Origin of the sequence: Cryobacterium zhongshanensis, assembly GCF_022760445.1 — a bacterium.
In the GTDB taxonomy this organism is placed as follows: Bacteria; Actinomycetota; Actinomycetes; order Actinomycetales; family Microbacteriaceae; genus Cryobacterium; species Cryobacterium algoricola.
This window is the reverse complement of sequence record NZ_JALGAR010000004.1, coordinates 228,922-253,903: the sequence shown is the minus strand read 5'-3', so window position 1 is coordinate 253,903 and position 24,982 is coordinate 228,922. Positions and strand designations below refer to the sequence as shown.

Below are 24,982 nucleotides of genomic sequence, written 5' to 3'. Positions count from 1 at the left end.
CGAAAAGGGGCGCGGCCTGCGGAAGCCGGCGCGGGGCAGGCTCAGCCCGCGGTCGACTCGCGGACGATGAGCTCGGGCTGGAACTGGATCTGCTCGTGCTCGAAGTCCTCGCCGCCCTCCGCCTCGCGCAGGAGCAGGTCGACGGCCGTGTAGCCGATCAGGGCGCTCGGCTGCCGGATCGAGGAGAGCGGAACGACGGCGGCGGCCGCGAAGGCGATGTCGTCGTATCCGATCAGGGCAATATCGCGAGGGACACGTACGTCTCCGAGCATATTCAGTGCCTGGAGCACGCCGATCGCGAGCAGGTCGTTCGCCGCGAACACGGCGTCCGGGCGTTCGGCCGCTGGCCGGGTGAGCAGTTGCTCGCCGACAGTACGTCCCTGCAGCACCGAGAGCGAGTCCGTGTCGATCGTCTCGAGGACGACTCCCGGGTGCTCGGCGACGGCCTTGCGGGCGCCCTCGAGCCGGTCGACGACCTGGCGGATGCTGTGGGGTCCGCCGACGAAGGCGATCCGGGTGCGTCCGATGGCGGCGAGGTGGCTCACCGCGAGATATCCGCCGGCCACGTCGTCGACGGCGACGGACGAGAAGCTCCGATCGGCGATCTCGCGGTCCACGAGCACGGTCGGGGTCCCCCGGGCGCGGAGCCGGGAGAGCCGGTCGCCGACGTCTCCGAGGGGCGAGATCAGCACGCCGTGCACCCGTTGTTCCTCGAAGAGGTCGAGGTAGGCGCTCTGGCGTCCCGGGTTCTCGTCGCTGTTTCCCAGGAGGACCGTGAGGCCCTCTTCGGCCGCGCGGTCCTCTGCGCCGCGTGCGACATCCGTGAAGAACGGGTTGGCGACGTCGAGGACGATGAGGCCGATGCTCCGGCTGCGACCGGCGCGGAGCTGACGGGCGGCGTCGTTGCGCACGAATCCGAGCTGGGTGATCGCCGCCTGGACGCGCTCGACGGTGCTTGCCGAGACCTTGTCCGGGCGATTGAGCACGTTCGACACCGTGCCGACGGATACGCCGGCGGTGGCGGCCACGTCTCGTACGCTGATCGCTGCCACGTGCACTCTTTCGCTCAAATATGTTGCGCACCATTGCGCTTGACAGCAGTCTAGGACACCGGGCGCGAGGGTTTGAAACGACTCATCGGGGCGACGAGTGGGAGTGTCTCGTTTCAATCACGTTCCGGTACCGCTGCATTTTGGACATTGACGGATGCTCGGAACTCGTTCTATATTCAACTCTGCACGGTCCTGAAACGATTCACCCTCAATGTGGAGGCACGAACATCGCCAGCCCAAGTGAAACCAGCACACCCTCCGGCGAGGCGCCTGAACCGAGACTCGCCCTGCGCGGCGCGGTCAAGGCCTTCGGCCCGGTCGTCGCCCTGGCCGAAGGCACGATCGAGATCCTTCCCGGCGAGATCCACGCGTTAGTCGGCGAAAACGGGGCTGGCAAGTCCACCCTCGTGAAGATTCTCGCGGGGCTGTACCACCTCGATGCCGGCGAGTTCCGGGTCGATGGTCGGCCGGTCGTGTTCAGGAATGTCGCAGACAGCAAGGCGGTCGGCATCTCCGTCATCTACCAGGAGCCCACCCTTTTCCCCGACATCACGGTCGCCGAGAACATCTTTATCGGGCGACAGCCGAAAGGCCGCCTCGGGCTGATCAGCCGGGCCGCGATGCGGTCGGCCGCGCGCAGGCTCTTCGACCAGCTCGGTGTCCGGATCGACCCCGACCGGGTCGCAGAGGGGCTCTCGATCGCCGACCAGCAGATCATCGAGATCGCCAAGGCCATCTCCCTGGACGCCAAGATCCTCATCATGGACGAGCCGACTGCGGCGCTGTCCGGTGTCGAGGTCGAGCGGCTGTTCCAGGTCGCCCGAAACCTGCGAGCCAATGGCGCGGGCATCCTGTTCATCTCGCACCGCTTCGACGAGGTCTTCGACCTCTGCGACCGGATCACCGTGATGCGCGACGGCCGGTACATCGCCACCCACGTCACCACGGACGTCACGGTGGACGCCATCGTGCGCGAAATGGTCGGCCGCGACGTGGGCGCTCTCTTTCCCAAGGAGGTCGCCCCGGTCGGCGATACCGTACTGACCGTCCGGGGACTCGGGCGCGCGGGAGTCTTCTCGGACATCAGCTTCGAGGTGAAGGCCGGCGAAGTCGTCGGCCTCGCCGGCCTCGTCGGCGCCGGCCGCACCGAGGTGGCGCGGGCGGTCTTCGGGATCGATCCGTACGACCGCGGCTCCGTCGAGTTCCTGGGGACACGCCTCAAGCCGCACAACCCCAAGGCCTCGATCGACGCCGGCATGGGGTTCGTCCCGGAGGACCGACGCAAGCAGGGGCTCGTGATGGACCTCTCGGTCGCTCGCAACACGGCGCTCACCCTGCGTGACCGGCTCGCCCGGTTCGGAATCATCGATGTCCGGGCCGAACGCACGGCCGCCGCCGAGTGGAGTGCGCGCCTGCACGTGAAGACGACCTCCCAGGAATATGCGGTTTCCACCCTCTCCGGCGGAAACCAGCAGAAGGTCGTGCTCGCCAAGTGGCTCGCCACCGACCCGAAGTTCCTGATCGTCGACGAGCCGACCCGCGGCATCGACGTGGGCACCAAGAGCGAGGTCCATCGGCTCATCTCCGACCTCGCCGGTCGCGGCATCGCGATCCTGATGATCTCGAGCGAACTGCCCGAGGTGCTCGGTATGGCCGACCGTGTTCTCGTCATGCACGAGGGCCGGATCACGGCCGAGTTGAGCCGAGCGGAAGCCACCCCCGAATCGATCATGCACGCGGCCACCGCGTCACTGGAGCGCACACAATGACCATTGCCCCGACCGTGCCCCCCGGCCAGAGCGAGCGCACCGACGGCGCGAGGTCCGGCCGCCTCGGCGCCCTCCTCCGCCTGCGTGAACTGCCCGTCACACTCGCCCTGATCGCCCTCGTCGTCATCACGACGATCGCGAACCCCTTGTTCCTCAGCCCCCAGGGTATGAAGGACCTGCTCCTGAACGCCACCATCGTGATGATCCTCGCGGTCGGCCAGGCCCTCGTCATCATCACCCGAAACGTCGATCTCTCGGTCGGTTCCATCCTCGGCCTCGTCGCCTTCGGGACCGGAACCCTGTTCGCGAACGTTCCAGGGATCCCCATTGTCGTGGTCTTCGTCGTGGGCATGCTCCTCGGCGCCTTCCTCGGGGCGATCAACGGCATCCTGGTCACGGTGGCCAAAGTGCCTGCGCTCGTGATCACGCTCGGCACCCTCTATATCTACCGGGGCATCAACAACTCCTGGGCCGGCGGCACCCAGTACTTCGCCGGCGACCGTCCGGAAGCCTTCGGATCGCTCTCCGTGGACACCGTCTTCGGCTTTCCCCTGATCACCCTCATCGCGGTCGTCGTCATTGCCATCGTCGCGATCTACCTGAACGGGGTCCGCGCGGGCCGCGACCTCTACGCAATCGGCTCAGACCCGGACGCAGCGCTCCTCTTCGGCATCCCGGTGAGCCGGCGCGTGTTGCTGGCCTTCCTCTTCAACGGCATTCTGGCCGGTCTTGCCGGAGTGCTCTATGCGAGCCGCTTCAACTCGGTCGGTGCGACGACGGGAACCGGCCTCGAGCTTTCGGTCGTCGCGGCCGCGGTCGTCGGCGGGGTCGCGATCTCGGGCGGTAGCGGATCAGTGGTCGGGGCGGCAATCGGCGCCCTGCTCCTCACGACGATCACGAGCGCGCTCACGGCCGTGCGGGTCGACAAGTTCTGGCAGCAGGCCATCGTCGGCATGCTCATCCTCAGTGCCGTCATCATCGACCGGATCGCCAGCGTGCGGACGGCCCGAAAGCTCCGAATCAGTGAGGCCCGCGATGTCTAACCACACCAAGCAGTCCCCGGCACCGGCCGGCCCCGACCGGATCACCGCCCTCGACACCCGGCTGATCTCGACGGACAAGACCCTGGCGTCCGTTCCGAAGGGGCGAACCGGTGCCGCCCGGGTGCTCCTGGGCCGCGACGCGATCATGATCTACGCGCTCATCGTCTTCGTGCTCTACGCGAGCATCGCCATTCCGCGCTTCGCGACACCGGTCACGGTCGGCTTCCTGCTGCTCGACGTGATCCCGGTGCTCCTGATCGCGATGCCGATGACCCTCGTCATCATCACCGGCGAGATCGACCTCTCCGTCGCGAGCATCGCGGGCCTGACGAGCGCGCTGATGGGCGTGCTCTGGGCTGCCGGCCTTCCGATCGAGGCGGTCCTGGTCATCTGTGTGCTCGCCGGCGTGGTCGCGGGTGCGTTCAACGGTTTCCTGATCGCGGTGGTCGGACTGCCCTCGCTCGCGGTGACGATCGGCACACTGGCGCTCTACCGCGGCCTCGCACTCGTCGTGATCGGCGACAACGCCATTGCGAACTTCCCACCGGAACTCACGGCGTTCTTCACCTCGAAGCTCGGCGGCACGGGCATCCCCACCATGATGATCCCCGTCGCCGTGGTCGCCCTGTTCTTCGGGGTGCTCCTGCACCTGACTCCCTTCGGCCGCGGACTGTACGCCCTCGGCTTCAGCACGGAGGCTGCGACGTTCGTCGGCATCCGGGTGGCCAGGGCCAAGTTCTGGCTCTACGTTGGAACCGGAACGGTCTCCGCGCTCGCCGGGATCTTCTGGACGCTCCGCTACTCGAGCGCCCGCAGCGACAACGCGACCGGCCTCGAGCTCACGGTGATCGCGGCCGTGCTGCTCGGCGGAGTGTCGATCTTCGGCGGCAAGGGCTCGATACCGGGCGTGATCGCCGGCGTGCTCCTCATCGGCACCATCAACTTCTCCCTGCGCCTCGAGCGGATCTCGGACGTGGTCCTGATCATCGTCACGGGAACGCTGCTCATCGCATCCGTCGTCACACCGAATGTCTACGCGGCCATCAAGGCCTGGCGGCAGTCGAGACGGCTGCACAACACACTTCCCCAGGTACCCGCCTCGGGAGCAACCAACGCCACAGCATCCGGCGTTCCGGAAAGGAAATGACAATGGAGTTCATTCGCAATCACGGGAGAAAAGGCATAGCGGCCCGTCGCCTCGTCTCGGTCGCGGCAGTTGCCGCGACTGTCGCACTCCTCGCGACGGGCTGCGCCTCCGGTAGCAGCTCGACCAGCACGGGCACCGACGGCGCGGCCGCCGGCGATCTCAGCATCACGTTCATCCCCAAGCAGCTCAACAACCCGTACACCGACGTCGTGCTCGGCGGAGGCAAGAAGGGAGCGACGGAAGCGGGATTCGGGGCCACCCAGGTCGTCGGCCCGCTCGAGGCCAGCGCGTCCAGCCAGGTCTCGTTCATCAACGCGGAGACCCAGGCCGGCACGAAGGTCATCGTCATCGCGGCGAACGACCCGGATGCCGTCGGCCCGGCGCTCACCGAGGCTCGCGCCGGTGGTGCGAAGATCGTGGCATTCGACTCCGACACGAACCCCAAGTATCGCGACGTGTTCATCAGCCAGGTCGTGGCCAAGGACGTCGCACTCATCCAGACCAAGCTGATCTCCGACCAGATCGGCGGCTCGGGTGAGATCGCGATCCTCTCCGCGACCGCGAACGCGACCAACCAGAACGGTTGGATCAAGTTCATGGAAGAAGAACTCGCCTCCAACCCCGCATACAAGGACATCAAGCTCGTCGCCAAGGTTTACGGCGATGACGATGACACCAAGTCGTTCCAGGAAGCCCAGGGCCTGCTCCAGGCGCACCCGAACCTGAAGGGCATCATCTCGCCCACGACGGTCGGCATAGCCGCCACGGCCCGCTATCTCTCCACGTCGGAGTACAAGGGCAAGGTCGCGCTGACCGGACTCGGCCTGCCGAATGAAATGCGCCCGTTCGTCAAGGACGGCACCGTCACCGCGTTCGCGCTCTGGGACCCGGCGCAGCTGGGCTACGTCGCGGCGTTCGCCGGAAAGGCGCTCGTCGACGGCACGATCACCGGCAAGGAAGGCGACAAGTTCACCGCCGGCGCACTGGGTGAGAAGACGGTCGGTGCAGACGGCCTCGTTGTCGTCGGCCCCCCGACCACCTTCACCAAGGACAACATCGACGAGTACGACTTCTAGGCCAGCAGTACCAGCAGTACCAGCAGTACCAGCAAGACAAGCAATGCAAACGTGGGGCGGATGCCCGGCATCCGCCCCACCCCACCCTTCGGCCAGGCCCGGCCAGACGCAGGAGTCTTTGCCCATGATTCAGAATCTCGGTCCCTCGGCCGCCGCGCTGCTCGAGCCGAAGCAGCGCAAGCCGACGCGTATCGGTCTGGTGTCGGGTGGCCTGGGCGCATACTGGCCCCAGTTCCCCGATCTGCTCCCGCAATTGCAGGCATCCGCCCGGTACGTGACCGAGCGGTTCAACCGGCTCGATGCCGAAGTCATCGATGCCGGATTCGTGTCCGATGCACAGGAAGCCGGCATCGCGGCGGAGAAGCTGCGCCTGGCGGATTGCGACCTGATCGTGGTCTTCCTCGCGACCTACCTGACGTCGTCGATGGTGTTGCCGATCGCGCAGAAGGCCAAAACACCCGTGCTCGTGATCGACCTGCAACCGACCGAAGCGATGGACCATGCCACGTTCGACACCGGGAAATGGCTCGCGTATTGCGGGCAGTGTCCGGTGCCGGAGGTCGCCAACGTCTTCCGTCGGGCGGGCATACCGTTCCGGTCTGTCTCCGGTTATCTCACCCAGGAATCGGCCTGGGCGCGGATCGACCAATGGGTGCACGCCGCCGGAGTGCGCTCCCTGCTGCGGAACGCCCGGCACGGCCTGATGGGGCACTTGTATCCGGGGATGCTGGACGTATCGACCGACCTGACCCGGGTATCGACCACGTTCGGGTCCCACGTCGAGGTGCTCGAGTTCGATGACCTGCGCGAGCGCGTGAACCAGGTGACCGACACCCAGGTCGCCGACCGGATGGACCTGGCCAGGAAGCTTTTCGACATCGACGAGTCCGTGCAGGACGAGGACTTCGCGTGGGGTGCCCGGGTGTCCGTCGGGCTGGATCGGCTCGTGGACGACTTCGACCTCGACACCATCGCCTACTATCACCGCGGCCTGGCCGGTGAACTGCACGAGCGGCTCGGCGCGGGCATGATCCTGGGCTCCTCGATCCTGACGGCGCGGGGCATCCCGATGGCGGGAGAGTACGAACTCCGCACGTCGATCGCGCAACTGGCCGCTCACGCGATCGGAGCCGGAGGCTCGTTCACCGAGATCCAGGCGCTCAACTTCTTCGACAATGTCGTGGAAATGGGGCACGACGGTCCGGCGCACCTCGCGGTGAGCTCGGCCGTGCCGCTCTTGCGCGGGCTGGGCGTGTACCACGGCAAGCGCGGCTGGGGCGTGTCCGTGGAATTCGATGTGAAGGCCGGCCCGGTCACGACCTTCGGCCTCGGCCAGGACCCGGACGGGAGCTTCGTCTTCATCACGAGTGAGGGGGAGGTGAAGCCCGGCCCGCTCCTCGCCATCGGGAACACGACGTCCCGCGTGGACTTCGGCGGGGACCCCGGCCTGTGGGTCGACGAGTGGTCCCAGACCGGGATCGGTCATCACTGGGCGCTGTGTGTCGGACACCGGGCGGCCGATATCAAGGCCGCCGCGAATCTGCTCGGCATCGAACATCGACACGTGACGTTGTCCTGATCGTCTTGTGTCGGTCGGCCCGAATCGGATACATTGAATCGATTCATTTACGAATTCCCAACCAGCAAGGAACCTCAATGTCGAGCAGCGACACCCAGCACCGCGTGTGCTTCCAGCTCCAGGTCAAGCCGGAGCTGATCCCCGAATATCGACGTCGCCACGCCGCCGTCTGGCCGGACATGCTGCTGGCCCTCAAGAGCACCGGCTGGAACAACTACTCCATTTTTTTGCGCGACGACGGCCTCCTGATCGGCTACTTCGAAACCGCGAGTCTCGCGGCGGCGCAGGCCGGCATGGCCGCGACCGAGGTCAACGCCCGCTGGCAGGCCGAGATGGGCGACTTCTTCGTCGCCCTCGACGGCGCTCCGGACACCGGATTCCTTCAACTGACCGAGATCTTCAACCTGGAAGACCAACTCGACTCCCTCGCCGCGGCAGCCGCTGCCCCGACCGAAAGAAGCACATCGTGAGCATCAGCCCCTCCGTCCTGGCCCAGCTCGAGGGGCAGGTCATCGAACTGCCCTCCTGGGCGTTCGGCAATTCCGGCACCCGGTTCAAGGTGTTCGGCACCCCCGGGACGCCGCGCACCATCCAGGAGAAGATCTCCGACGCCGCCCAAGTGCACCAGGTCACGGGCCTGTCGCCGAAGGTGGCCCTGCACATCCCGTGGGACAAGGTCGAGGACTACTCCGCGCTGCGCGAGTTCGCGGGCGACAAGGGCCTCGCGCTCGGCACCGTCAATTCGAACACCTTCCAGGATGATGCCTACAAGTTCGGCAGCCTGACCCACCTCGATCCGAAGGTGCGTCAGATGGCGATCGATCACCACTTCGACTGCATCGACATCATGCACGCCACCGGTTCCGCCGACCTGAAGATCTGGCTCGCCGACGGCACCAACTATCCCGGCCAGGGCGACATCCGCGGCCGGCAGGACCGCCTCGCGGAGTCGCTCGCCGCGATCTACGCCCGTCTCGGCGAGAACCAGCGCCTCGTGCTCGAGTACAAGTTCTTCGAGCCGGCGTTCTATCACACCGATGTGCCCGACTGGGGAACCAGCTACGCCCAGGTCGCCGCGCTCGGCGACAAGGCGATGGTCTGCCTCGACACCGGGCACCACGCCCCGGGCACGAACATCGAGTTCATCGTCGCCCAGCTGCTCCGCCTCGGCAAGCTCGGTTCCTTCGACTTCAACTCCCGCTTCTACGCCGATGACGACCTCATCGTCGGAGCGGCGGACCCGTTCCAGCTGTTCCGGATCCTCTACGAGGTCATCCGCGGCGGCGGCTACGGACCCGACTCGACCGTCGCGTTCATGCTCGACCAGTGCCACAACGTCGAGGAGAAGATCCCGGGCCAGATCCGTTCCGTGCTCAACGTGCAGGAAATGACCGCCCGCGCCCTCAGTGTCGACCGGACCGCCCTGACGGCGGCGCAGGAGGCCGGCGACGTCCTCGGCGCCAACGGCATCATGATGGATGCCTTCTACAGCGACGTCCGCACGGACCTCGCCGCGTGGCGCGAGTCCCGCGGACTTCCGGCCGACCCGATGAAGGCATTCGCGGCATCCGGTTACCAGGCGAAGATCGCCGCAGACCGCGTCGGCGGCACCCAGGCCGGCTGGGGCGCCTAGACCCCCGGGCAACACCGCCGAGAGTCGCCGTTGGCGCCGAGATCACCTGTTGCGCCGGGCGATGTCGGCACAAACGGTGACATTCGACCGAACACCCGACCGAATTCGCAACCGAACACCCGCCCGAATATGTGCCCGCACCGCCCGTGCTTGCCCTCCGCTCGTCCTGTGCCCTCTAGCTCCTCTCCCAGCCCCTGGAAAGCAGATCATGACCACCAATCCCACGGCCGCGGCGCTCATCGCCCGCTCCAACCGCCTCGGCGCGAACCCCAAGAACACGAACTACGCCGGCGGCAACACCTCTGCCAAGGGCACCGAGATCGACCCGGTCACCGGCAGGACCGTCGAACTGCTCTGGGTGAAGGGCTCCGGCGGCGACCTCGGCACCCTCACCGAGTCCGGCCTCGCCGTGCTGCGCCTCGACCGGCTGCGCGAGATGGTGGATGTCTACCCCGGCCTTGCCCGCGAGGACGAGATGGTCGGCGCCCTCGACTTCGCCCTGCACGGGCGTGGCGGCGCCGTTCCCTCGATCGACACCGCGATGCACGGCCTCGTCGACGCCGCCCACGTCGACCACCTGCACCCGGATGCCGGCATCGCGATCGCGACGGCCGTCGACGGTGAAGAACTCACCGACTCGATCTTCGGCCACAAGGTGATCTGGGTGCCGTGGCGCCGGCCCGGCTTCCAGCTCGGCCTCGACATCGCCGCGATCAAGGAGGCCCACCCCGGCGCGATCGGCGCCATCCTCGGCGGCCACGGCATCACCGCCTGGGGCGACACGAGCGAGGAAGCCGAGACGAACTCGCTCTGGATCATCGAGACCGCCACCGCCTACATCGAGGAGCACTCCAGGCCCGAACCCTTCGGCGCCCCGCTCGAGGGTTTCGGCCCGCTGTCGGCGGCCGAACGCCGCGCCAAGGCCGCCGCTCTCGCGCCGACCCTCCGCGGTCTCGTCTCCACCGACAGCGCCAAGGTCGGCCACTTCACCGACGCGCCCGAGGTGCTCGACTTCCTCGCCAGCGCCGAGCACCCGCGCCTCGCCGCCCTCGGCACGAGCTGCCCCGACCACTTCCTGCGCACCAAGGTCACGCCGCTGCTCCTCGACCTGCCGGCGGATGCCTCGGTCGAGGAGTCCCTCGCCCGTCTCCACGAACTCCACGAGCAGTACCGCCTCGACTATCAGGCCTACTACGACCGGCACGCCACGCCCGAGTCGCCCGCCATCCGCGGCGCGGACCCGCTGATCGTGCTGATCCCGGGCGTCGGTATGTTCAGCTACGGCGCGAACAAGCAGACCGCGCGCGTCGCCGGTGAGTTCTACATCAACGCCATCCACGTGATGCGGGGAGCAGAGGGACTCTCGAGCTACGCCCCGATCGACGAGGCCGAGAAGTTCAACATCGAGTACTGGGCCCTCGAAGAGGCCAAGCTGCAGCGGATGCCGAAGCCCAAGCCGCTCGCCGGGCGCATCGCGCTCGTGACGGGTGCCGCCAGCGGCATCGGCAAGGCGATCGCGACCCGGCTCGCCGCCGAGGGAGCCTGCGTCGTGATCGCGGACCTCGATCTGGCCACGGCGCAGGAGGCCGCTGCGGTGATCGGCGGCACGGACGTCGCGATCGGCGTGCAGGCGAACGTCACCGATGAGACGCAGGTGCAGGCGGGCGTCGACGCCGCCGTGCTCGCGTTCGGCGGCCTCGACCTCGTCGTGAACAACGCCGGGCTGTCGCTCTCCAAGTCCCTTCTCGAGACCACGGTCGCCGACTGGGACCTGCAGCACAACGTGATGGCGAAGGGCTCCTTCCTCGTCTCCCGCGCCGCGGCCCGGGTGCTGATCGACCAGAAGCTCGGCGGCGACATCATCTACATCTCGAGCAAGAACTCCGTCTTCGCCGGTCCGAACAACATCGCCTACTCGGCGACGAAGGCCGACCAGGCCCACCAGGTGCGCCTGCTCGCCGCTGAGCTCGGCGAGTACGGCGTGAAGGTCAACGGCATCAACCCCGACGGCGTCGTGCGCGGATCCGGCATCTTCGCCGGCGGTTGGGGCGCCAAGCGCGCCGCCGTCTACGGGGTGCCGGAAGAGGAGCTCGGCAAGTACTACGCCCAGCGCACCCTGCTCAAGCGCGAGGTGCTCCCCGAGAACGTCGCCAACGCGGTCTTCGTGCTGTGCACGAGCGACCTCAGCCACACCACCGGGCTGCACATCCCGGTCGACGCCGGCGTCGCGGCCGCCTTCCTGCGATGAGCTGCGGCATCCGCTTGCGCACGGCAGGGCTCCCGGCTTCGCCCGGGCGAGCGGACGCCGTCATCCGGTCGGTGACTCTCGTGGGGGTGGCGTCATGGTGAGGAGCGCGGGGACGGTCGCGGCGATCGACCTCGGCGCGTCGAGCGGGCGGGTCATGCTCGGGCACGTCGGCCACAACGAGTTGCGGCTCCGCCCGGTCGCCCGGTTCCCCAACCTGCCGGTGCGCACGATCGACGGGTTGCACTGGGACATCCTCGACCTGTACCGCAACGTGCTCGCCGGGCTGCACTCGGCCGTGCGGGAGGAGCCGGGGCTGCGGAGTGCCGCCGTCGACTCCTGGGCGGTCGACTACGCGCTCCTCTCCGGGCAGCGGATGCTCGGGAACCCGTTCCACTACCGGGACGAGCGCACCGCGGCGGGCGTCGACGCGACCCACGCCCTGGTGCCGCACGCCGAGCTCTACGCCGGAAACGGGCTGCAGTTCCTGCCCTTCAACACGCTGTACCAGCTTGCCGCCGAGCGGCTGGCCGGCGGCCTCGACGGCGCGGACACGATGATGCTGATCCCCGACCTGCTCGGCTTCTGGCTGACCGGCGAGCGGGTCGCCGAGCGCACGAACGCGTCGACGACCGGGCTGCTGACCGTGTCGGCCGGGACCGGGCACGGGACCGGGCGCGGACACGGGGCGGGGCACGGGGAGTGGGACGACGCGCTCATCGCCCGGCTCGGCCTGCCGCGTTCGATCTTCCCGCGGCTGGTCGATCCGGGATCCCGGATCGGGTGCCTGCTGCCCGGCGTTGCTCACGAGATCGGGGCCGTCTCTCGACTGGACCTCGTCGCCGTCGGGTCGCACGACACGGCATCCGCTGTCGTCGCCGTGCCGATGCGGGACGAGAACGCCGCATACATCTCGTCGGGGACCTGGTCGCTCGTCGGCGTCGAGCTGAATTCTCCCGTGCTCACCGAGGAGAGCCGGGCCGCGAACTTCACCAACGAAGGCGGCGTCGACGGGCGGGTGCGCTACCTGCGCAACGTGATGGGGCTCTGGCTGCTGAGCGAGTCGATGCGCAGCTGGGACCTCGAGGGTGTCGCGTTCGAGCTGCCGTTCCTGCTCGCGCAGGCCGCGCAGGTGACCGGGCCGGTGACGGTCTTCGACGTCGACGACCCGGCCTTCCTCGCGCCGGGGGATATGCCGGAGCGGATCCGCGAGCACTGTGCCGGACACGGGCTCGCGGTGCCCGCGACCCCGGTCGACCTCGTGCGCAGCATCATCGAGAGCCTCGCAACGAAGTACGCCAGCACGCTGCGCGCGGCGGGCGAACTGTCGGGCACGAGCATTCGCACGGTGCACATCGTCGGTGGCGGCTCGCAGAACGAGCTGCTCTGCCAGCTGACCGCGAACCTCACCGGTCTGCCCGTGCTCGCGGGGCCCGTCGAGGCGACCGCGATCGGGAACGTGCTGATCCAGGCCCGTGCCCAGGGCCTCGCCCACGGCAGCCTCGAGGCCCTCCGGATGCTCGTCGCCCAGGCCTACTCGCCCCGGCACTACGAGCCCCACGCCTGACCGCTTTCCGCCCTTCCCCATCCCGTAGACCTCGCTCGCCCCTGCCGCGAGAGTACGAATTTTGCCCTTAAGCGAGTGGTTTAAGGGCCAAATTCGTACTCTCGCGGAGAGAGCGCAGGGTGCGGGAGGGGCGGGTCAGGTGGCGGCGACGACCCCGGTGACGAGGAGGCCGGCGATCACGACGCCGAGGGCGACCCGGTACCCGATGAACACGGCGATGCTGTGCTTCGCGACGAGTCGCAGCAGCCACGCGATCGTCGCATAGGCGACGAGGAAACTGACCACGGTGGCGACGATCGTGGGCACCCAGCCGACCGAGGCCGAGATGTCGCTCGCCGAGGTGAGGCCTTCGTATGCCCCGGCCGCGGTGAGCGCGGGGATGGCGAGGAAGAACGACAGCCGGGTCGCGGCGACCCGGTCGAGATTGCGGAAGAGACCGGCACTGATGGTCGCACCGGACCGGGACACCCCGGGGATGAGCGCGACGCACTGCATGACTCCGATGACGAGCGCGTCCTTCAGGGTCGTCGACTCCTCCGGGCGGTTGCGCTTGCCGACGCGCTCGGCGATGAACATCACGACACTCCAGCCGATCAACCCGGCCACGACCACCCACAGGTTGCGCAGCGGCCCGCCGATCAGGCCCTTGCCGAGGAAGCCGACGATGCCGATCGGCACCGACCCGGCGATGACATACCAGGCGAAGCGGTAGTCGTGCGCGAGCCGGGCCTCGCGGTGGAAGAGGCCCCGCCACCAGGCCACGGCCAGGCGGATGATGTCGGCCCGGAAATACAGGATTACCGCGACGATCGCGCCGAACTGGATGATCGCGGTGAACGCGGTCACCCCCGGGTCGTCGAGCTTCAGCCCGAGGAGCTTCTCGGTGAGGGTGAGGTGTCCCGTGCTCGAGACCGGGAGGAATTCGGTGATTCCCTCGACGATGCCGAGGATCAGCGCTTGGATCAGGTTCATGCTGGTGCCTTTGGATGGAAGGGCGAACAGGAAATCGGCGCCGTGCGGCGCTGGCCGTGCCGAAGACCTCGTGCAGCAGCAGGGTATGCCGCCGAACCTGCCCACCGCCTGACCGGCGCGCGGTCTGCGGCGACGAACCACGCATCCGCTGTGCCGGGCTGCGTACGATTACCCCATGCCCACGGTCGGAGTCTGCGAAGACGACCCCCAGATCCGCCGGGTGCTCGCCGAGGCCCTCGGCGGCGCCGGCTACACCCTCCTGCTCGCGCACACCGGCGCCGAGGCGGTCGCGTTGTTCGGCCCCGGCCAGTCCGTCGACGTGATCGTGCTCGATATCGGCCTGCCCGACTCCGACGGTCGAGACGTCTGCCAGGCCCTCCGGGCCGCCGGGCAGCTCGCACCCGTGCTCTTCCTCACCGCTCGGACGGGAGTACAGGACATCGTCACGGGCTTCCACGCCGGCGGGGACGACTACCTCGGCAAGCCGTTCGCGCTCGCCGAGGTGCTCGTGCGGGTCGGCGCCCTGGCCCGCCGGGGCAGGCCGGAACCCTTCCGGCAGCCGGCCGGCCTCCGCCTCGACCCGCAGCGATTCACGGTGGCCCGCGGCGACCTCGAGATCGCCGTCACGCCGACCGAATTCCGGATGCTCGCCGCCCTGCTCGCGCGACCCGGCGAAGTCGTCCGCCGGCGCGACCTCGTCGCGGCCGCGTGGCCGCACGGGGCGATCGTCGCCGAGAACACCGTCGACTCCTACGTACGCAGGCTCCGTCGCAAACTCGAACGCCTTGACGGTGATGCGGACGCGGTCGACGCCGCCATGCCGGGGGCGGATGCCGTCCGCGAGACCCCGTCCGGCCTCCGGATCGAGACGGTGCGCGGCGTCGGGTACGCCCTCCGATGACCGGGACCCCGACCTCCCCTGTCGGCACGGCGCGGCGGCTTCGCCGGCCCGCCCTCCCGCGGGTGCGCTCGCTCCGGCGGCGCCTGGTGCTTGCGACGGCGCTGCTCACGACCCTCGGAATGGCGGCACTCCTCTCCCTGACCGTCGCCGTGCTCACCCACGTCGTGAGCGAGGACATCGACGCCCTCCTGACCCAGCGGGCGGCATCCGCTGCGTCGTCGGTCGTGCGGGAGGGCGACGGGATCGGAGTCGCGACGACTGCCGCGGGGAACCTCGGCGAGGTGACCTGGATCTACGCCGCCTCAGGGACGCTCGTCGCAGGGACCGCCGGCGCTGGCGCGGTCGCGGGAGCCCCCGAACTCGAGGCTCAGCTCGCCGCGTTGAGCTCTGTCAGCGAGCCGACCGAGCGGGAGACCGGCGACTGGCGGCTCCGGGCGGTTCCCGTGGTGCTGCCCGGCGAGACCGAGCAGGTCGGCGTCGCCGTCGTCGGCGTCCCGCTCGCTCCCTATCAGCGCACGGAGACCCGCACCCTGCTCGCCGGGATCGGCCTCGCGGCGCTCGTCGTCCTCGGCGTCAGCGGACTGGCGGCCTGGACCGTGCGCCGTGCGCTGCGGCCGGTCGAGGTGATGGCGCGTCGCGCCTCGGAGTGGAGCGCGGCCGACCTCGACCGTCGGTTCGACCTCGGCGAGCCCCACGACGAGCTCACCCGCCTCGGCCAGGTACTCGACGGACTCCTCGCCCGGGTGTCCCGCACGATCCTCGCGGAGCAGCGACTGACGGCGGAACTCGCCCACGAACTGCGCACGCCCCTGACGGTGATCCGGGCCGAAGCCGAGCTCGCGGGGCTCGATCCTGCGCTCTCGCCGGCGCAGGCCGAGCGGCTCGGCCGGATCACGACATCCGTCGACGAGCTCACCGAGGTGATCGGTACGCTGCTCGCCGTGTCGCGGGGCCAGGTGAACCGGGACGAGCGGGCGTCTGTGACCGCGCTGCTGCAGACCGCGTCGGCGGCGGCACTGGCCGCCGCAACGGCCGACGGCGCGAACGGCGGTGCGATCGAGATCGTCGTGGTTCCGGCCCCCGGCCTCGAACTCGGCGTCCCGCAGGCCGTCGCCCTCCGCGCTCTCGCCCCGCTGCTGGAGAACGCGGTGCGGTACGCGAGCACCCGGGTCACCGTCCGGGCGGATGCGCGTGGAGGAGCCGTCGACATCGTCGTCATCGACGACGGACCCGGCTTCGGCGGCACCGACCCGGAGCTGCTCTTCACGCCGGGATTCCGCACGCCGGACAGCCCGGGAGCGGGCCTCGGCCTGGCCCTGGCCCGTCGGGTCGCCCTCGCAGCGGGGGGTTCCGTCGGCGCACGCGCAGGCGGCGCAGGCTCCGGGTCTGACGCGGATACCGGCCATGGACGATTCGTGCTGACGCTTCCGGGTATCCCGCCGGCCGGCGCGGACACCGGCGCCGTCTGCTGACGCGGGCGGGGCGCTCGGACGGGTCGCACCCAGGGGAGCACCGTCGTCGCCCGAGGACGACGGTGCTCGCCCGCACGGTTCGTCCTCCCGCCTGATCGATCCGCGAACCCCACGGACTTCCCACGGATTTCCCTCGTTTTTCCCTCGGATTTGCGCCGGATCAGCGCATCCTGACCACATCCTGCATGCAATGCGTGCACGAGGTTGCCGAGTGCCGCAGGCATTCATTCACAATAAATACCTGATCGAGACCTGTTTCTGCCGACGGACTCCCTCCCGGGCGTCGTCTCTCCCGAGGCGTGCACCCGTCTCGGGCGCCGTGCCGGGCACCGGTTGCGATCCCGGGGCGTAGGTCATACGTTTTCAGGAGATCAACGTGCTGCCCCGTCCGACGCAGGCGCTGATCAGAACCAGAAACGAACCGGTCAGTGGCCGCCCGAGGCCGCCAGGGTTCGATGCCCTCCGTGGTCCGGATCACTGATCGTCCCGAAAGCTCGGTGGTCCGAACCCGCGGTCTCCTCCTGTGCCCTGCCCGCCGCACATCCGTCGACTGTCGCCGTCTGCGCCGAGATCGCCCGGCGGACCGGCGATTCCCGGCACAGGGAGCGACACTCGCCGCCGGCATCCGCTCGCTCGCGGCCGTGCCGCGCACTGGGGTGGGGACCCGTCGAGGGGCGTGCGGTACTCTGCTGAGCAGCACGCGCAGGCCGCAGCCGCGGTCCGGTTCCTGCTGGCAGAGCCATCGGCAGCAATCAAGGGAGATTGATGACCTCGACCGAACCGACCGCCGTCAACGAACGTCCCGCCGACGCGCTGTCCGCGACCGAACGCGCGGCCCTCGACACGGTCGTCTCCGACCTCGCCGCGGGTGAGACCCACTGGGCGACCCTGAGTCTCACCGCGCGCTCCGCACTCCTCGGGGCCGTCGCCGTCACGGTCGCGGCCCAGGCCGAGCGCTGGGTGCAGGTCGCCGCCCTCGCGAAGGGGCTCGACCGGGATTCCCCGCTCGTCGGCGAGGAATGGCTCTCCGGTCCCTACGTCGTACTGACCAACCTCGCCACCCTGCGGGGCTCGATCGCGGCCATCGACCGCGGGGAGAGCCCGCTCCGGAACACCCGGTTCGGGCGCGCCCCCGGCGGCCGGGTCACGGTCCCCGTGCTCCCCGGCACTCCGTTCGAGGCGCTCCTGCTGCACGGGTTCTCGGCCGAGGCCTGGCTCGAGCCGGGCGTCACCGAGGAGGAGGCGCGGTCGCGCGCCGGGCTCGGCCAGCGGCATCCGTCGCGCACCGGGGGAGTTGGTCTCGTGCTGGGAGCGGGCAACATCAGTGCGATCCCGCCGCTCGACGTGCTCTACGAGCTCATCGCACACAACCGGGTCTCGGTGCTCAAGCTCAATCCCGTGCTCGACGCCCTCGCTCCGGTCTACACGGATGCCTTCGCCCCCCTGATCGAGGCGGGCCTGCTCGCCATCGTGTCCGGCGGCGCGGCGGTCGGCGGGTACCTCGCGCACCACGAGGGCGTCAGCCACGTGCACATCACCGGAAGTGCGGCGACCCACGACGTCGTCGTCTTCGGACCGGGCGCCGAGGGTCGCGCCCGCCGCGCAGCAGGCACTCCGCTGCTGCGGAAGCCCATCACGAGCGAGCTCGGCGGAGTCGCGCCGATCATCGTGCTCCCCGGGAAATGGACCAGCCGTGACCTGACCTTCCAGGCCGAGCACGTGGCCACCCAGCGCCTGCACAACGGCGGCTACAACTGCATCGCCGGGCAGGTCGTGGTGCTCAGCCGCGACTGGCCGCAGAAGGCGGCCTTCCTGGCAGCGCTGCGGGTGGCCCTGGCCGCGGCACCCGCCCGGCCGCCGTGGTACCCGGGCAGCGACGCCCGGGTGCGCGACGCGCTCGCCGCCTACCCCGGGGCCACCCGGCTCGGCCCGGACGGCGGTCGTCTCCTGATCGAAGCCGGCACGGCAGACCCCGCCGCGCTCATCGGCGTCGAGGCGTTCGCTCCCGTGCTGGGCGTCATCGAACTCCCCGGGACCGGGCAGGCCTTCCTCGACGCCGCGGTCACGGCGGCGAACGAGGACTTCCTCGGCACCCTCGGCGCGAACATCCTCGGCACCCCGGCCACGATCCGCCGGCTCGGCCCGGGCTTCGCCGCGGCTCTCGAGCGCCTCCGTTACGGCACGATCGCCGTCAACGCCTGGACGGCCATGGGCTTCCTCACCGCAGCAGCGCCGTGGGGCGCGTTCCCCGGCCACTCCATGGCCGATGTCCAGAGCGGCATCGGCGTCGTGCACAACGCGTTCCTCCTCGCCGACACCGAACGCACCATCGTCCGCGGGCCGTTCCGACCCTTTCCCCGGTCGGTCTGGCACGGCGAATTCGCGCTCTTCCCCAAGCCGCCGTGGTTCGTCAGCGCGCGGAGCGCCGCGAAGACCACCCGGCTCATGACCGAATTCGTCAGCCACCCGTCGTGGTGGAAGGCGCCGGCGATCTTCCTCTCCGCCTTCCGGGCGTGACTCGGTTCTCCGCCCGCACGTCGATCGACCTGAGTTGCTCCCCGCCGGCCCCGATACCGACCCATCCAGCACCCTGCCCCGCTCGCACACCGTATCGAAGGAGATACCGATGATCATCGCCAGCCAGCACCCCGACGTCGACATTCCCGACCTGAGCGTCTATGACTTCCTGTTCGGTTCGATCACCGAGGAGGCCCTCTCACACACGGCACTGATCGACGCCGAGACCGGTACCTCGACGAGCTACCGTGAACTGGTCGCCGGCATCGACGCCGTGGCCGGAGCCCTGTCCGCCCGGGGGATCGGCGTCGGAGACGTCGTCGCGGTGCACGCCCCCAACTCGACCGCCTTCGCGATCGCGTTCCACGGCATCCTCCGTTCCGGTGCGACCGCGACGACGATCAACTCGCTCTACGGCGCCGCCGAGATCGCCTCCCAGCTGCGCGACTCGGAGGCGAGGCTGCTCTTCACGGTCGCGCCGTTCCTGCCGCAGGCGAGCGAGGCAGCCGCGCTCGCCGGCCTGGCGGCGGATGCCGTCGCCCTGCTCGACGACGACGGCTCGCGCCTGTCCCTCGCCGACCTCATCCTCGAGGGTCGTCCCGCACCGGTGGTCGCCTTCGACCCGGCCACCCACGTCGCCGTGCTGCCCTATTCCTCCGGAACCACCGGCAGGCCCAAGGGCGTGATCCTCACGCACCGCAACCTCGTGGCCAACGTCGCCCAGGCGATTCCGGTGCTCGAGGGAACCGCCGACGACCGGGTTCTCGCCGTGCTGCCGTTCTTCCACATCTACGGGATGACGGTGCTGCTCAACATCGCCCTCGCGGTGCGGGCAACGGTGATCACGATGGCCCGCTTCGACCTGCCGGAATTCCTCCGGCTGATCCAGGACTACCGGGCCACCTATGTGTTCATCGCGCCGCCGATCGCCGTGGCCCTCGCGAAGCATCCGCTCGTGGACGCCTACGACCTCTCGAGCCTGCGCACCCTGTTCTCCGGTGCGGCGCCCCTCGACGCCGTGCTCGCCCACGCCGTGGCCGACCGGCTCGGCTGCCAGGTGCGCCAGGGCTATGGCATGAGCGAGCTGAGCCCGATCTCACACGCGATGCCGCGCGGCCGCGACGACATCCCGCACGGCGTCGTCGGCCTCGCCCTCCCGAACATCGAGTGCAAGCTCGTCGACCCCGAGACCGGGCGCGACATCGTCATTCCCGATGTCGGGGTGAGCGAACCGGGCGAACTGCTCGTGCGCGGTCCGAACGTGATGCTCGGCTACCTCGGCAACGAGCAGGCGACCCGGGAGATCCTCGAGGCGGACGGCTTCCTGCACACCGGCGACATCGCGACCGTCAGTGCTGAGGGATACGTGACGATCATCGACCGCCTCAAGGAACTGATCAAGTACAAGGGCTACCAGGTCGCGCCGGCCGAACTCGAGGCCCTGTTGCTCAGCCACCCGGCGATCGCCGACGCCGCGGTCGTCGGAGCACCGGATGCCGATGGCCAGGAGGTGCCGAAGGCCTTCGTCGTCGTGCTTCCCGGCCACGTGCTCCTGCCCGGGGATGTGATGGCCTTCGTCGCCGAGCGGGTGGCGCCGCACAAGAAGGTGCGGCAGGTGGCGTTCATCGACGTCATTCCCAAGTCCACCTCCGGCAAGATCCTGCGGAAAGACCTGCGCGCCCTCGCCCCCACACCGTGAGCGGGTCCGGCGTGCTGGGAGTTCGCCCAGCACGCCGGGATTGCCCGCAGGCGACCGTGCGCGAGCACCCGGTCGGACGTAGGATCTCACTATGAATCGCGACACTCAGGGGTCGTTCTCATGACTCCCCGAACCTTCACGAAGTGGCTTCCCGCCATCGTCATCCCCGCCGTCATCGCCGTCGGCGCGCTTGCCGTCCCCCTGACAGCAGGGGCGGCCGTCGACCTACCCGACAAGACGCCCGAGCAGGTGCTCGCCCTCGTCGGCACCAGCACCGTCGACGCGCTCTCCGGAACCATCGAACAGACCTCGGAGCTCGGCCTGCCTGAGCTCCCGACGACGGGGCCGAGCGCGAGCGCGAACACCGGCGCCGCCTCCGCTCTCGAACTCCTGACCGGGTCGCACACCGGGCGGGTCTACCTGAACGGGCCGGACAACATCCGCCTTCAGGTGCTCGACAACCTCGCCGAACGCGACCTCGTGCGCAACGGCAGCGACGTCTGGCTCTACAACTCGAAGGACAACTCCGCAGCGCACGTGACCCTGCCGGCTAAGGACGCCGCGGGTACGGACGCGACCACCGAGGGCGGCATGGCCACGCCGGAGCAGCTCGCCGCGAAGTTCCTCTCCGCCGTCGACCCGAGCACGACGGTTTCCGTCGGCACCGACGGCAGCGTCGCCGGGCGCAGCGTCTACGACCTCGTGCTCACCCCGAAGACCACCGGCACCCTGGTCGGGGCGGTGTCGATCTCGGTCGACTCCCAGACCGGGCTGCCGCTCGCCGTCGAGGTCACCGCCCGCGGGCAGGAGAAGCCGGCGTTCCGGCTCGCCTTCACCGAGATCAGCCTGGGCGCACCGGATGCCTCCCTCTTCACGTTCTCCCCGCCCGCCGGTGCGAGCGTGACCGAGCAGGCCCTTCCGGATGCCGCGGCACTCGCCCAGAAGGACCCCGCAGACCACGCGACACAGAAGGCCGAGGCGGAGAAGTTCCTCGCCGGCGTCACGATCTCCGGGACCGGCTGGGATGCCGTCGTCGAGCTCCCGGCCGGTTCCGTCCCTGCCGACCTGTCCTCCTCGCCGCTGCTCGGCCAGCTCACGACCGCCGTCACCGGCGGACGCGTGATCTCGACCGCCCTCGTGAGCGTGCTGCTCACCGACGACGGGCGGGTCTTCGCCGGCGCCGTTCCGGGTGAGCGGCTCCAGGCCGCCGCCGTGGGAGGGTGAGCCCCGCCATCGCCTCCGTCGAACTGGCCATCGAAACCCACGGTCTCACCAAACAGTTCGGCCGCCAGATTGCCGTCGCCGGCATCGATCTTGCCGTGCCCACCGGATCCGTCTTCGGTTTCCTCGGGCCGAACGGCTCGGGGAAGACGACGACCATCCGCATGATGCTCGGTCTCGCGAGCGCGACGAGCGGGGAGATCAGCCTGCTCGGCCGAGCGATGCCCGGGTCGTTCCGCGCGGTGCTCCCGCGCGTGGGCGCCCTCGTCGAGGGGCCCGCGTTCTACCCGTTCCTGTCCGGCACCGCCAACCTGCGTCGGCTCGATACCGCGGACCCCGGCGCTCTCTCGGCGACCCGCGGCGCGCGGGTGCAACAGGCCCTCGAGCGCGTCGGCCTGACCCATGCGGCAGGCAAGAAGGTGCACGCGTACTCGCTCGGAATGAAGCAACGGCTCGGCATCGCCAACGCGCTCCTGATGCCGCGCGAACTGCTCGTGCTCGACGAGCCCACCAACGGTCTCGACCCCCAGGGCACCCGCGAGGTGCGCAGCCTCGTGCGCTCGCTCGCCGCCGAGGGCACGACCGTGTTCGTGTCGAGCCATCTGCTCGCCGAGGTCGAGCAGATGTGCAGCCACGTCGCCGTGATGCGCGCCGGCACCCTCGTCGCCCAGGGCACCCTCGACGAGCTGCGCGGCGCGGGTGAGGCCCACGCGCGCCTCGACACGCCGGACCCCGCTGCGGCCACGCAGGTACTCGAACGGCTGGGGCTCACTCCCGTGACCGCCGGAGCGGCGGCGGGTGCGCCCGGCCACCTCAGCGCGGTCCTGAGCGCCGCCCTGACCGCAGCCGCACCCGCGCCGGAAGACATCGTCGCGGCCCTCGTCACCGCCGGAGTCCGCGTGCGCGGCTTCACTGTCGTGGGTGCGAGCCTCGAAGAACGCTTCGTCGCACTCACCGGAGAGGGTTTCGATGTCGCCCAGTGACCCCAGGGTACCGGCCGTGACCGGACCGGCAGCGACCGGGCCTGCAGTGACCGGGCCTGCCGTGACCGGCCCAGACCCGAGCGGGCCCGCGGCAACCGCGACCGCCGTTGGCAGGCCGCGCGGGGCATCCGCTGCCGCGCTCCTCGGCTCCGAACTCACCGTGCTCTTCCGCCGCCGCCGTACCTGGGCGATGCTCGCGGCGCTCGCCGCGATCCCGGTGCTCATCGCCATCGCCGTCCGGCTCACGTCCAGCCCGGTCACGCCGGGGCGCGGCCCGGCCTTCCTCGACCGGATCACCCAGAACGGCCTCTTCGTCGCGATCACCGCCCTGATCGTGTCGATCCCGCTGTTCCTGCCGCTGACCGTCGGGGTCGTCGCCGGCGACACCGTCGCGGGCGAGGCGAACCTCGGCACCCTGCGCTACCTGCTCGTCGCCCCGGCCGGACGGGTGCGGTTGCTGCTGGTCAAGTACGCGGGCGCCGCGGCCTTCTGCGTCGCCGCGACCCTGACCGTCGCGGTCTCCGGCGCCCTCATCGGCGCGGCCCTGTTCCCGATCGGCCCGGTCACCCTGCTCTCCGGCGACACCATCGGGGTCGGCGAGTCCGTGCTGCGCTCACTGCTGATCGCGGCGTACGTCACGGTATCGCTGCTCGGCCTCTCAGCGATCGGCCTGTTCATCTCGACCGTGACCGAGGTGCCCGTCGGCGCGATGGCGGCGACCATCGTGCTCTCGGTGACCGCCCAGGTGCTCGACGCGCTCCCGCAACTGGACTGGCTGCATCCGTGGCTCTTCAGCCACTACTGGCTCGACTTCGCCGACCTGTTGCGGCAGCCGATCGACTGGACGTCGTTCGGGGCCAATGCGCTGCTGCAGGGCGGCTACATCCTCGTGTTCGGGGCACTCGCCTACGGCCGATTCGTGACCAAGGACATCCTCTCGTGACCCACTCGTATCCCCTGTACGTGCCCGTGCTCGCCCAGTGCTTCTGCTGCCGGTCGCTGCAGCCGTTCACCTTCGGTTCGGCGAGCGACCAGGTGGTCTGCGCGCTGTGCCTGCACCACCTCGGTGCGGAGAAGGCCGAGCGACGCGACGCCGAGCACGTCGAGCTCTGGCTCGGCCAGTTCGCCGAGCAGCAGGAGAAGCACCGGCGCTTCGCCGAGAAGGCGCGGGCGAGCGACACGGAGAAGGACGCCGACATCGCCCGGCTGACCGGCCAGGTCGACGACCTCCGCCGGATCGCGGCGCGTGACTTCGAGCACGCGCCGGGCACGGAACTCCGCGGCATCCTCGAGACCGACCTCGTCAAGCGCGCCGAGCGGAGGGCCGAGCTCGCCCAGCACCAGATCGACTGGGCGATGGCCGTGCTCTGGCGCCTCGGCACGCTGCACCACGCGGATGAGACGACGCCGCGGCTCTGCTCCTGCGGCCGCCAGGTTACCGCCTGCGCCGAGCTGCGCGCGCTCGAGTCGCAGCACCAGGCCGTGCAGGACTGGCAGACGAAGAACCTGCGGATGCTGCACGCCGGCAAGCGCCACGGCCTGCCCGCGGACCACCCCGGTGTCGTGCAACCGGCCTGACCTGAACCGCTCTACCCTGTAGGCATGCATATTCTGATCAACATCCTGCACATCGTCGCCGCCGTCTTCATCGTCGGGCCGATGGCCATCCTCCCGATGACCGCCATGCGCTCCATTCGCGCGGGGCAGGCTGGTCCCGTCGCGACCCTCGCGAAGTCGGTGAACATCTTCACGCTGCTCTCGATCGTGGTGGCGTTCTTCGGTTTCGGGGCGCTCGGGCTCAAGGAGGCCGACGACGCCTGGACCTTCGGGTCCACCTGGGTATGGCTGTCCCTCGTGCTCTACGTCGTCGCCCTTGCGATCAACCTCTTCCTCGTCGTGCCCGCGCTCAAGGCCGCCGCGGAGTCCCTCGCGACGGACGCCGCCGGCGCCAAGGCCGCCGGCTACCCGCGGATCGCCGCGGGCTCCGGTGTCTCGAGCCTGCTGCTCGTCGCGGTGGTCGTGCTGATGGTCTGGAAGCCCTGACCCGCGGCATCCGCAGTCTGAATCACGGAAAGAGCACCCTCACCGCGCGCGGGAGGGTGCTCT

Annotated in this window: 20 protein-coding genes; 18 read left to right on the top strand and 2 right to left on the bottom strand. The window is 69.5% G+C overall.

The window, feature by feature from the left end:
- Window positions 1-41: 41 nt before the first annotated feature.
- Complete coding sequence (locus MQH31_RS15310) at window positions 42-1,052, bottom strand: LacI family DNA-binding transcriptional regulator (RefSeq protein ID WP_243012765.1); 1,011 nt, start codon at window positions 1,050-1,052, stop codon at window positions 42-44.
- A 227-nt stretch (window positions 1,053-1,279) separates the two neighbouring features.
- Here MQH31_RS15310 and MQH31_RS15305 point away from each other — a divergent pair, with 227 nt between their 5' ends.
- The 9 genes from MQH31_RS15305 (at window position 1,280) to MQH31_RS15265 (ending at window position 13,111) form a co-directional block, all read left to right on the top strand.
- On the top strand, window positions 1,280-2,821 hold the full coding sequence (locus tag MQH31_RS15305; RefSeq protein WP_372488175.1) for a sugar ABC transporter ATP-binding protein: 1,542 nt from the start codon (window positions 1,280-1,282) through the stop codon (window positions 2,819-2,821).
- Entirely contained in the window at window positions 2,818-3,864 is a 1,047-nt protein-coding gene (locus tag MQH31_RS15300) for an ABC transporter permease (protein WP_243012764.1), read from the top strand. The genes MQH31_RS15305 and MQH31_RS15300 overlap by 4 nt, the downstream gene beginning before the upstream one ends.
- A complete protein-coding gene (locus tag MQH31_RS15295; protein ID WP_243012763.1) occupies window positions 3,857-5,011 on the top strand; it encodes an ABC transporter permease in 1,155 nt (384 codons plus the stop codon). Before MQH31_RS15300 ends, MQH31_RS15295 begins: the two co-directional genes overlap by 8 nt.
- Before the next feature lie 2 nt (window positions 5,012-5,013).
- Window positions 5,014-6,087, top strand: a complete 1,074-nt coding sequence (gene rhaS / locus MQH31_RS15290) for a rhamnose ABC transporter substrate-binding protein (RefSeq protein ID WP_134534695.1) — start codon at window positions 5,014-5,016, stop codon at window positions 6,085-6,087.
- A 124-nt stretch (window positions 6,088-6,211) separates the two neighbouring features.
- A complete protein-coding gene (locus tag MQH31_RS15285; protein WP_243012762.1) occupies window positions 6,212-7,666 on the top strand; it encodes an L-fucose/L-arabinose isomerase family protein in 1,455 nt (484 codons plus the stop codon).
- Window positions 7,667-7,743: 77 nt separating this feature from the next.
- The gene (locus MQH31_RS15280) at window positions 7,744-8,136 is read left to right on the top strand and encodes an L-rhamnose mutarotase (protein ID WP_134534693.1); all 393 of its coding nucleotides are present in this window, start codon (window positions 7,744-7,746) and stop codon (window positions 8,134-8,136) included.
- Window positions 8,133-9,299: an L-rhamnose isomerase gene (gene rhaI, locus MQH31_RS15275; RefSeq protein WP_372488169.1), complete on the top strand. Its 1,167-nt coding sequence runs from the start codon at window positions 8,133-8,135 to the stop codon at window positions 9,297-9,299. The genes MQH31_RS15280 and rhaI overlap by 4 nt, the downstream gene beginning before the upstream one ends.
- 208 nt (window positions 9,300-9,507) lie before the next feature.
- On the top strand, window positions 9,508-11,547 hold the full coding sequence (locus tag MQH31_RS15270) for a bifunctional aldolase/short-chain dehydrogenase (protein ID WP_243012761.1): 2,040 nt from the start codon (window positions 9,508-9,510) through the stop codon (window positions 11,545-11,547).
- A 94-nt stretch (window positions 11,548-11,641) separates the two neighbouring features.
- Complete coding sequence (locus tag MQH31_RS15265) at window positions 11,642-13,111, top strand: rhamnulokinase (protein ID WP_243012760.1); 1,470 nt, start codon at window positions 11,642-11,644, stop codon at window positions 13,109-13,111.
- Between the two features lie 135 nt (window positions 13,112-13,246).
- On the opposite strand, the gene MQH31_RS15260 is transcribed toward MQH31_RS15265, so the two are convergent.
- The gene (locus MQH31_RS15260; protein ID WP_243012759.1) at window positions 13,247-14,083 is read right to left on the bottom strand and encodes an undecaprenyl-diphosphate phosphatase; all 837 of its coding nucleotides are present in this window, start codon (window positions 14,081-14,083) and stop codon (window positions 13,247-13,249) included.
- Between the two features lie 175 nt (window positions 14,084-14,258).
- Here MQH31_RS15260 and MQH31_RS15255 point away from each other — a divergent pair, with 175 nt between their 5' ends.
- From MQH31_RS15255 to MQH31_RS15215, 9 genes are all read left to right on the top strand, one after another.
- The gene (locus MQH31_RS15255; RefSeq protein WP_243012758.1) at window positions 14,259-14,984 is read left to right on the top strand and encodes a response regulator transcription factor; all 726 of its coding nucleotides are present in this window, start codon (window positions 14,259-14,261) and stop codon (window positions 14,982-14,984) included.
- On the top strand, window positions 14,981-16,456 hold the full coding sequence (locus MQH31_RS15250) for a sensor histidine kinase (RefSeq protein WP_243012757.1): 1,476 nt from the start codon (window positions 14,981-14,983) through the stop codon (window positions 16,454-16,456). The genes MQH31_RS15255 and MQH31_RS15250 overlap by 4 nt, the downstream gene beginning before the upstream one ends.
- Window positions 16,457-17,221: 765 nt before the next feature.
- A complete protein-coding gene (locus tag MQH31_RS15245) occupies window positions 17,222-18,973 on the top strand; it encodes an aldehyde dehydrogenase family protein (protein WP_243012756.1) in 1,752 nt (583 codons plus the stop codon).
- Between the two features lie 112 nt (window positions 18,974-19,085).
- Window positions 19,086-20,672 (top strand): AMP-binding protein, encoded by a 1,587-nt coding sequence (locus MQH31_RS15240; RefSeq protein ID WP_372488174.1) that lies wholly within the window; start codon window positions 19,086-19,088, stop codon window positions 20,670-20,672.
- A 120-nt stretch (window positions 20,673-20,792) separates the two neighbouring features.
- The gene (locus tag MQH31_RS15235; protein ID WP_243012754.1) at window positions 20,793-21,896 is read left to right on the top strand and encodes a LolA family protein; all 1,104 of its coding nucleotides are present in this window, start codon (window positions 20,793-20,795) and stop codon (window positions 21,894-21,896) included.
- Window positions 21,893-22,876, top strand: a complete 984-nt coding sequence (locus MQH31_RS15230) for an ABC transporter ATP-binding protein (protein ID WP_243012753.1) — start codon at window positions 21,893-21,895, stop codon at window positions 22,874-22,876. Before MQH31_RS15235 ends, MQH31_RS15230 begins: the two co-directional genes overlap by 4 nt.
- A 16-nt stretch (window positions 22,877-22,892) precedes the next feature.
- On the top strand, window positions 22,893-23,819 hold the full coding sequence (locus tag MQH31_RS15225) for an ABC transporter permease (protein ID WP_308196465.1): 927 nt from the start codon (window positions 22,893-22,895) through the stop codon (window positions 23,817-23,819).
- Window positions 23,816-24,454 (top strand): hypothetical protein, encoded by a 639-nt coding sequence (locus MQH31_RS15220; protein ID WP_243012752.1) that lies wholly within the window; start codon window positions 23,816-23,818, stop codon window positions 24,452-24,454. Before MQH31_RS15225 ends, MQH31_RS15220 begins: the two co-directional genes overlap by 4 nt.
- A 24-nt stretch (window positions 24,455-24,478) precedes the next feature.
- Window positions 24,479-24,919, top strand: a complete 441-nt coding sequence (locus MQH31_RS15215; RefSeq protein WP_134534681.1) for a DUF2269 family protein — start codon at window positions 24,479-24,481, stop codon at window positions 24,917-24,919.
- The last annotated feature ends 63 nt before the right edge of the window (window positions 24,920-24,982 follow it).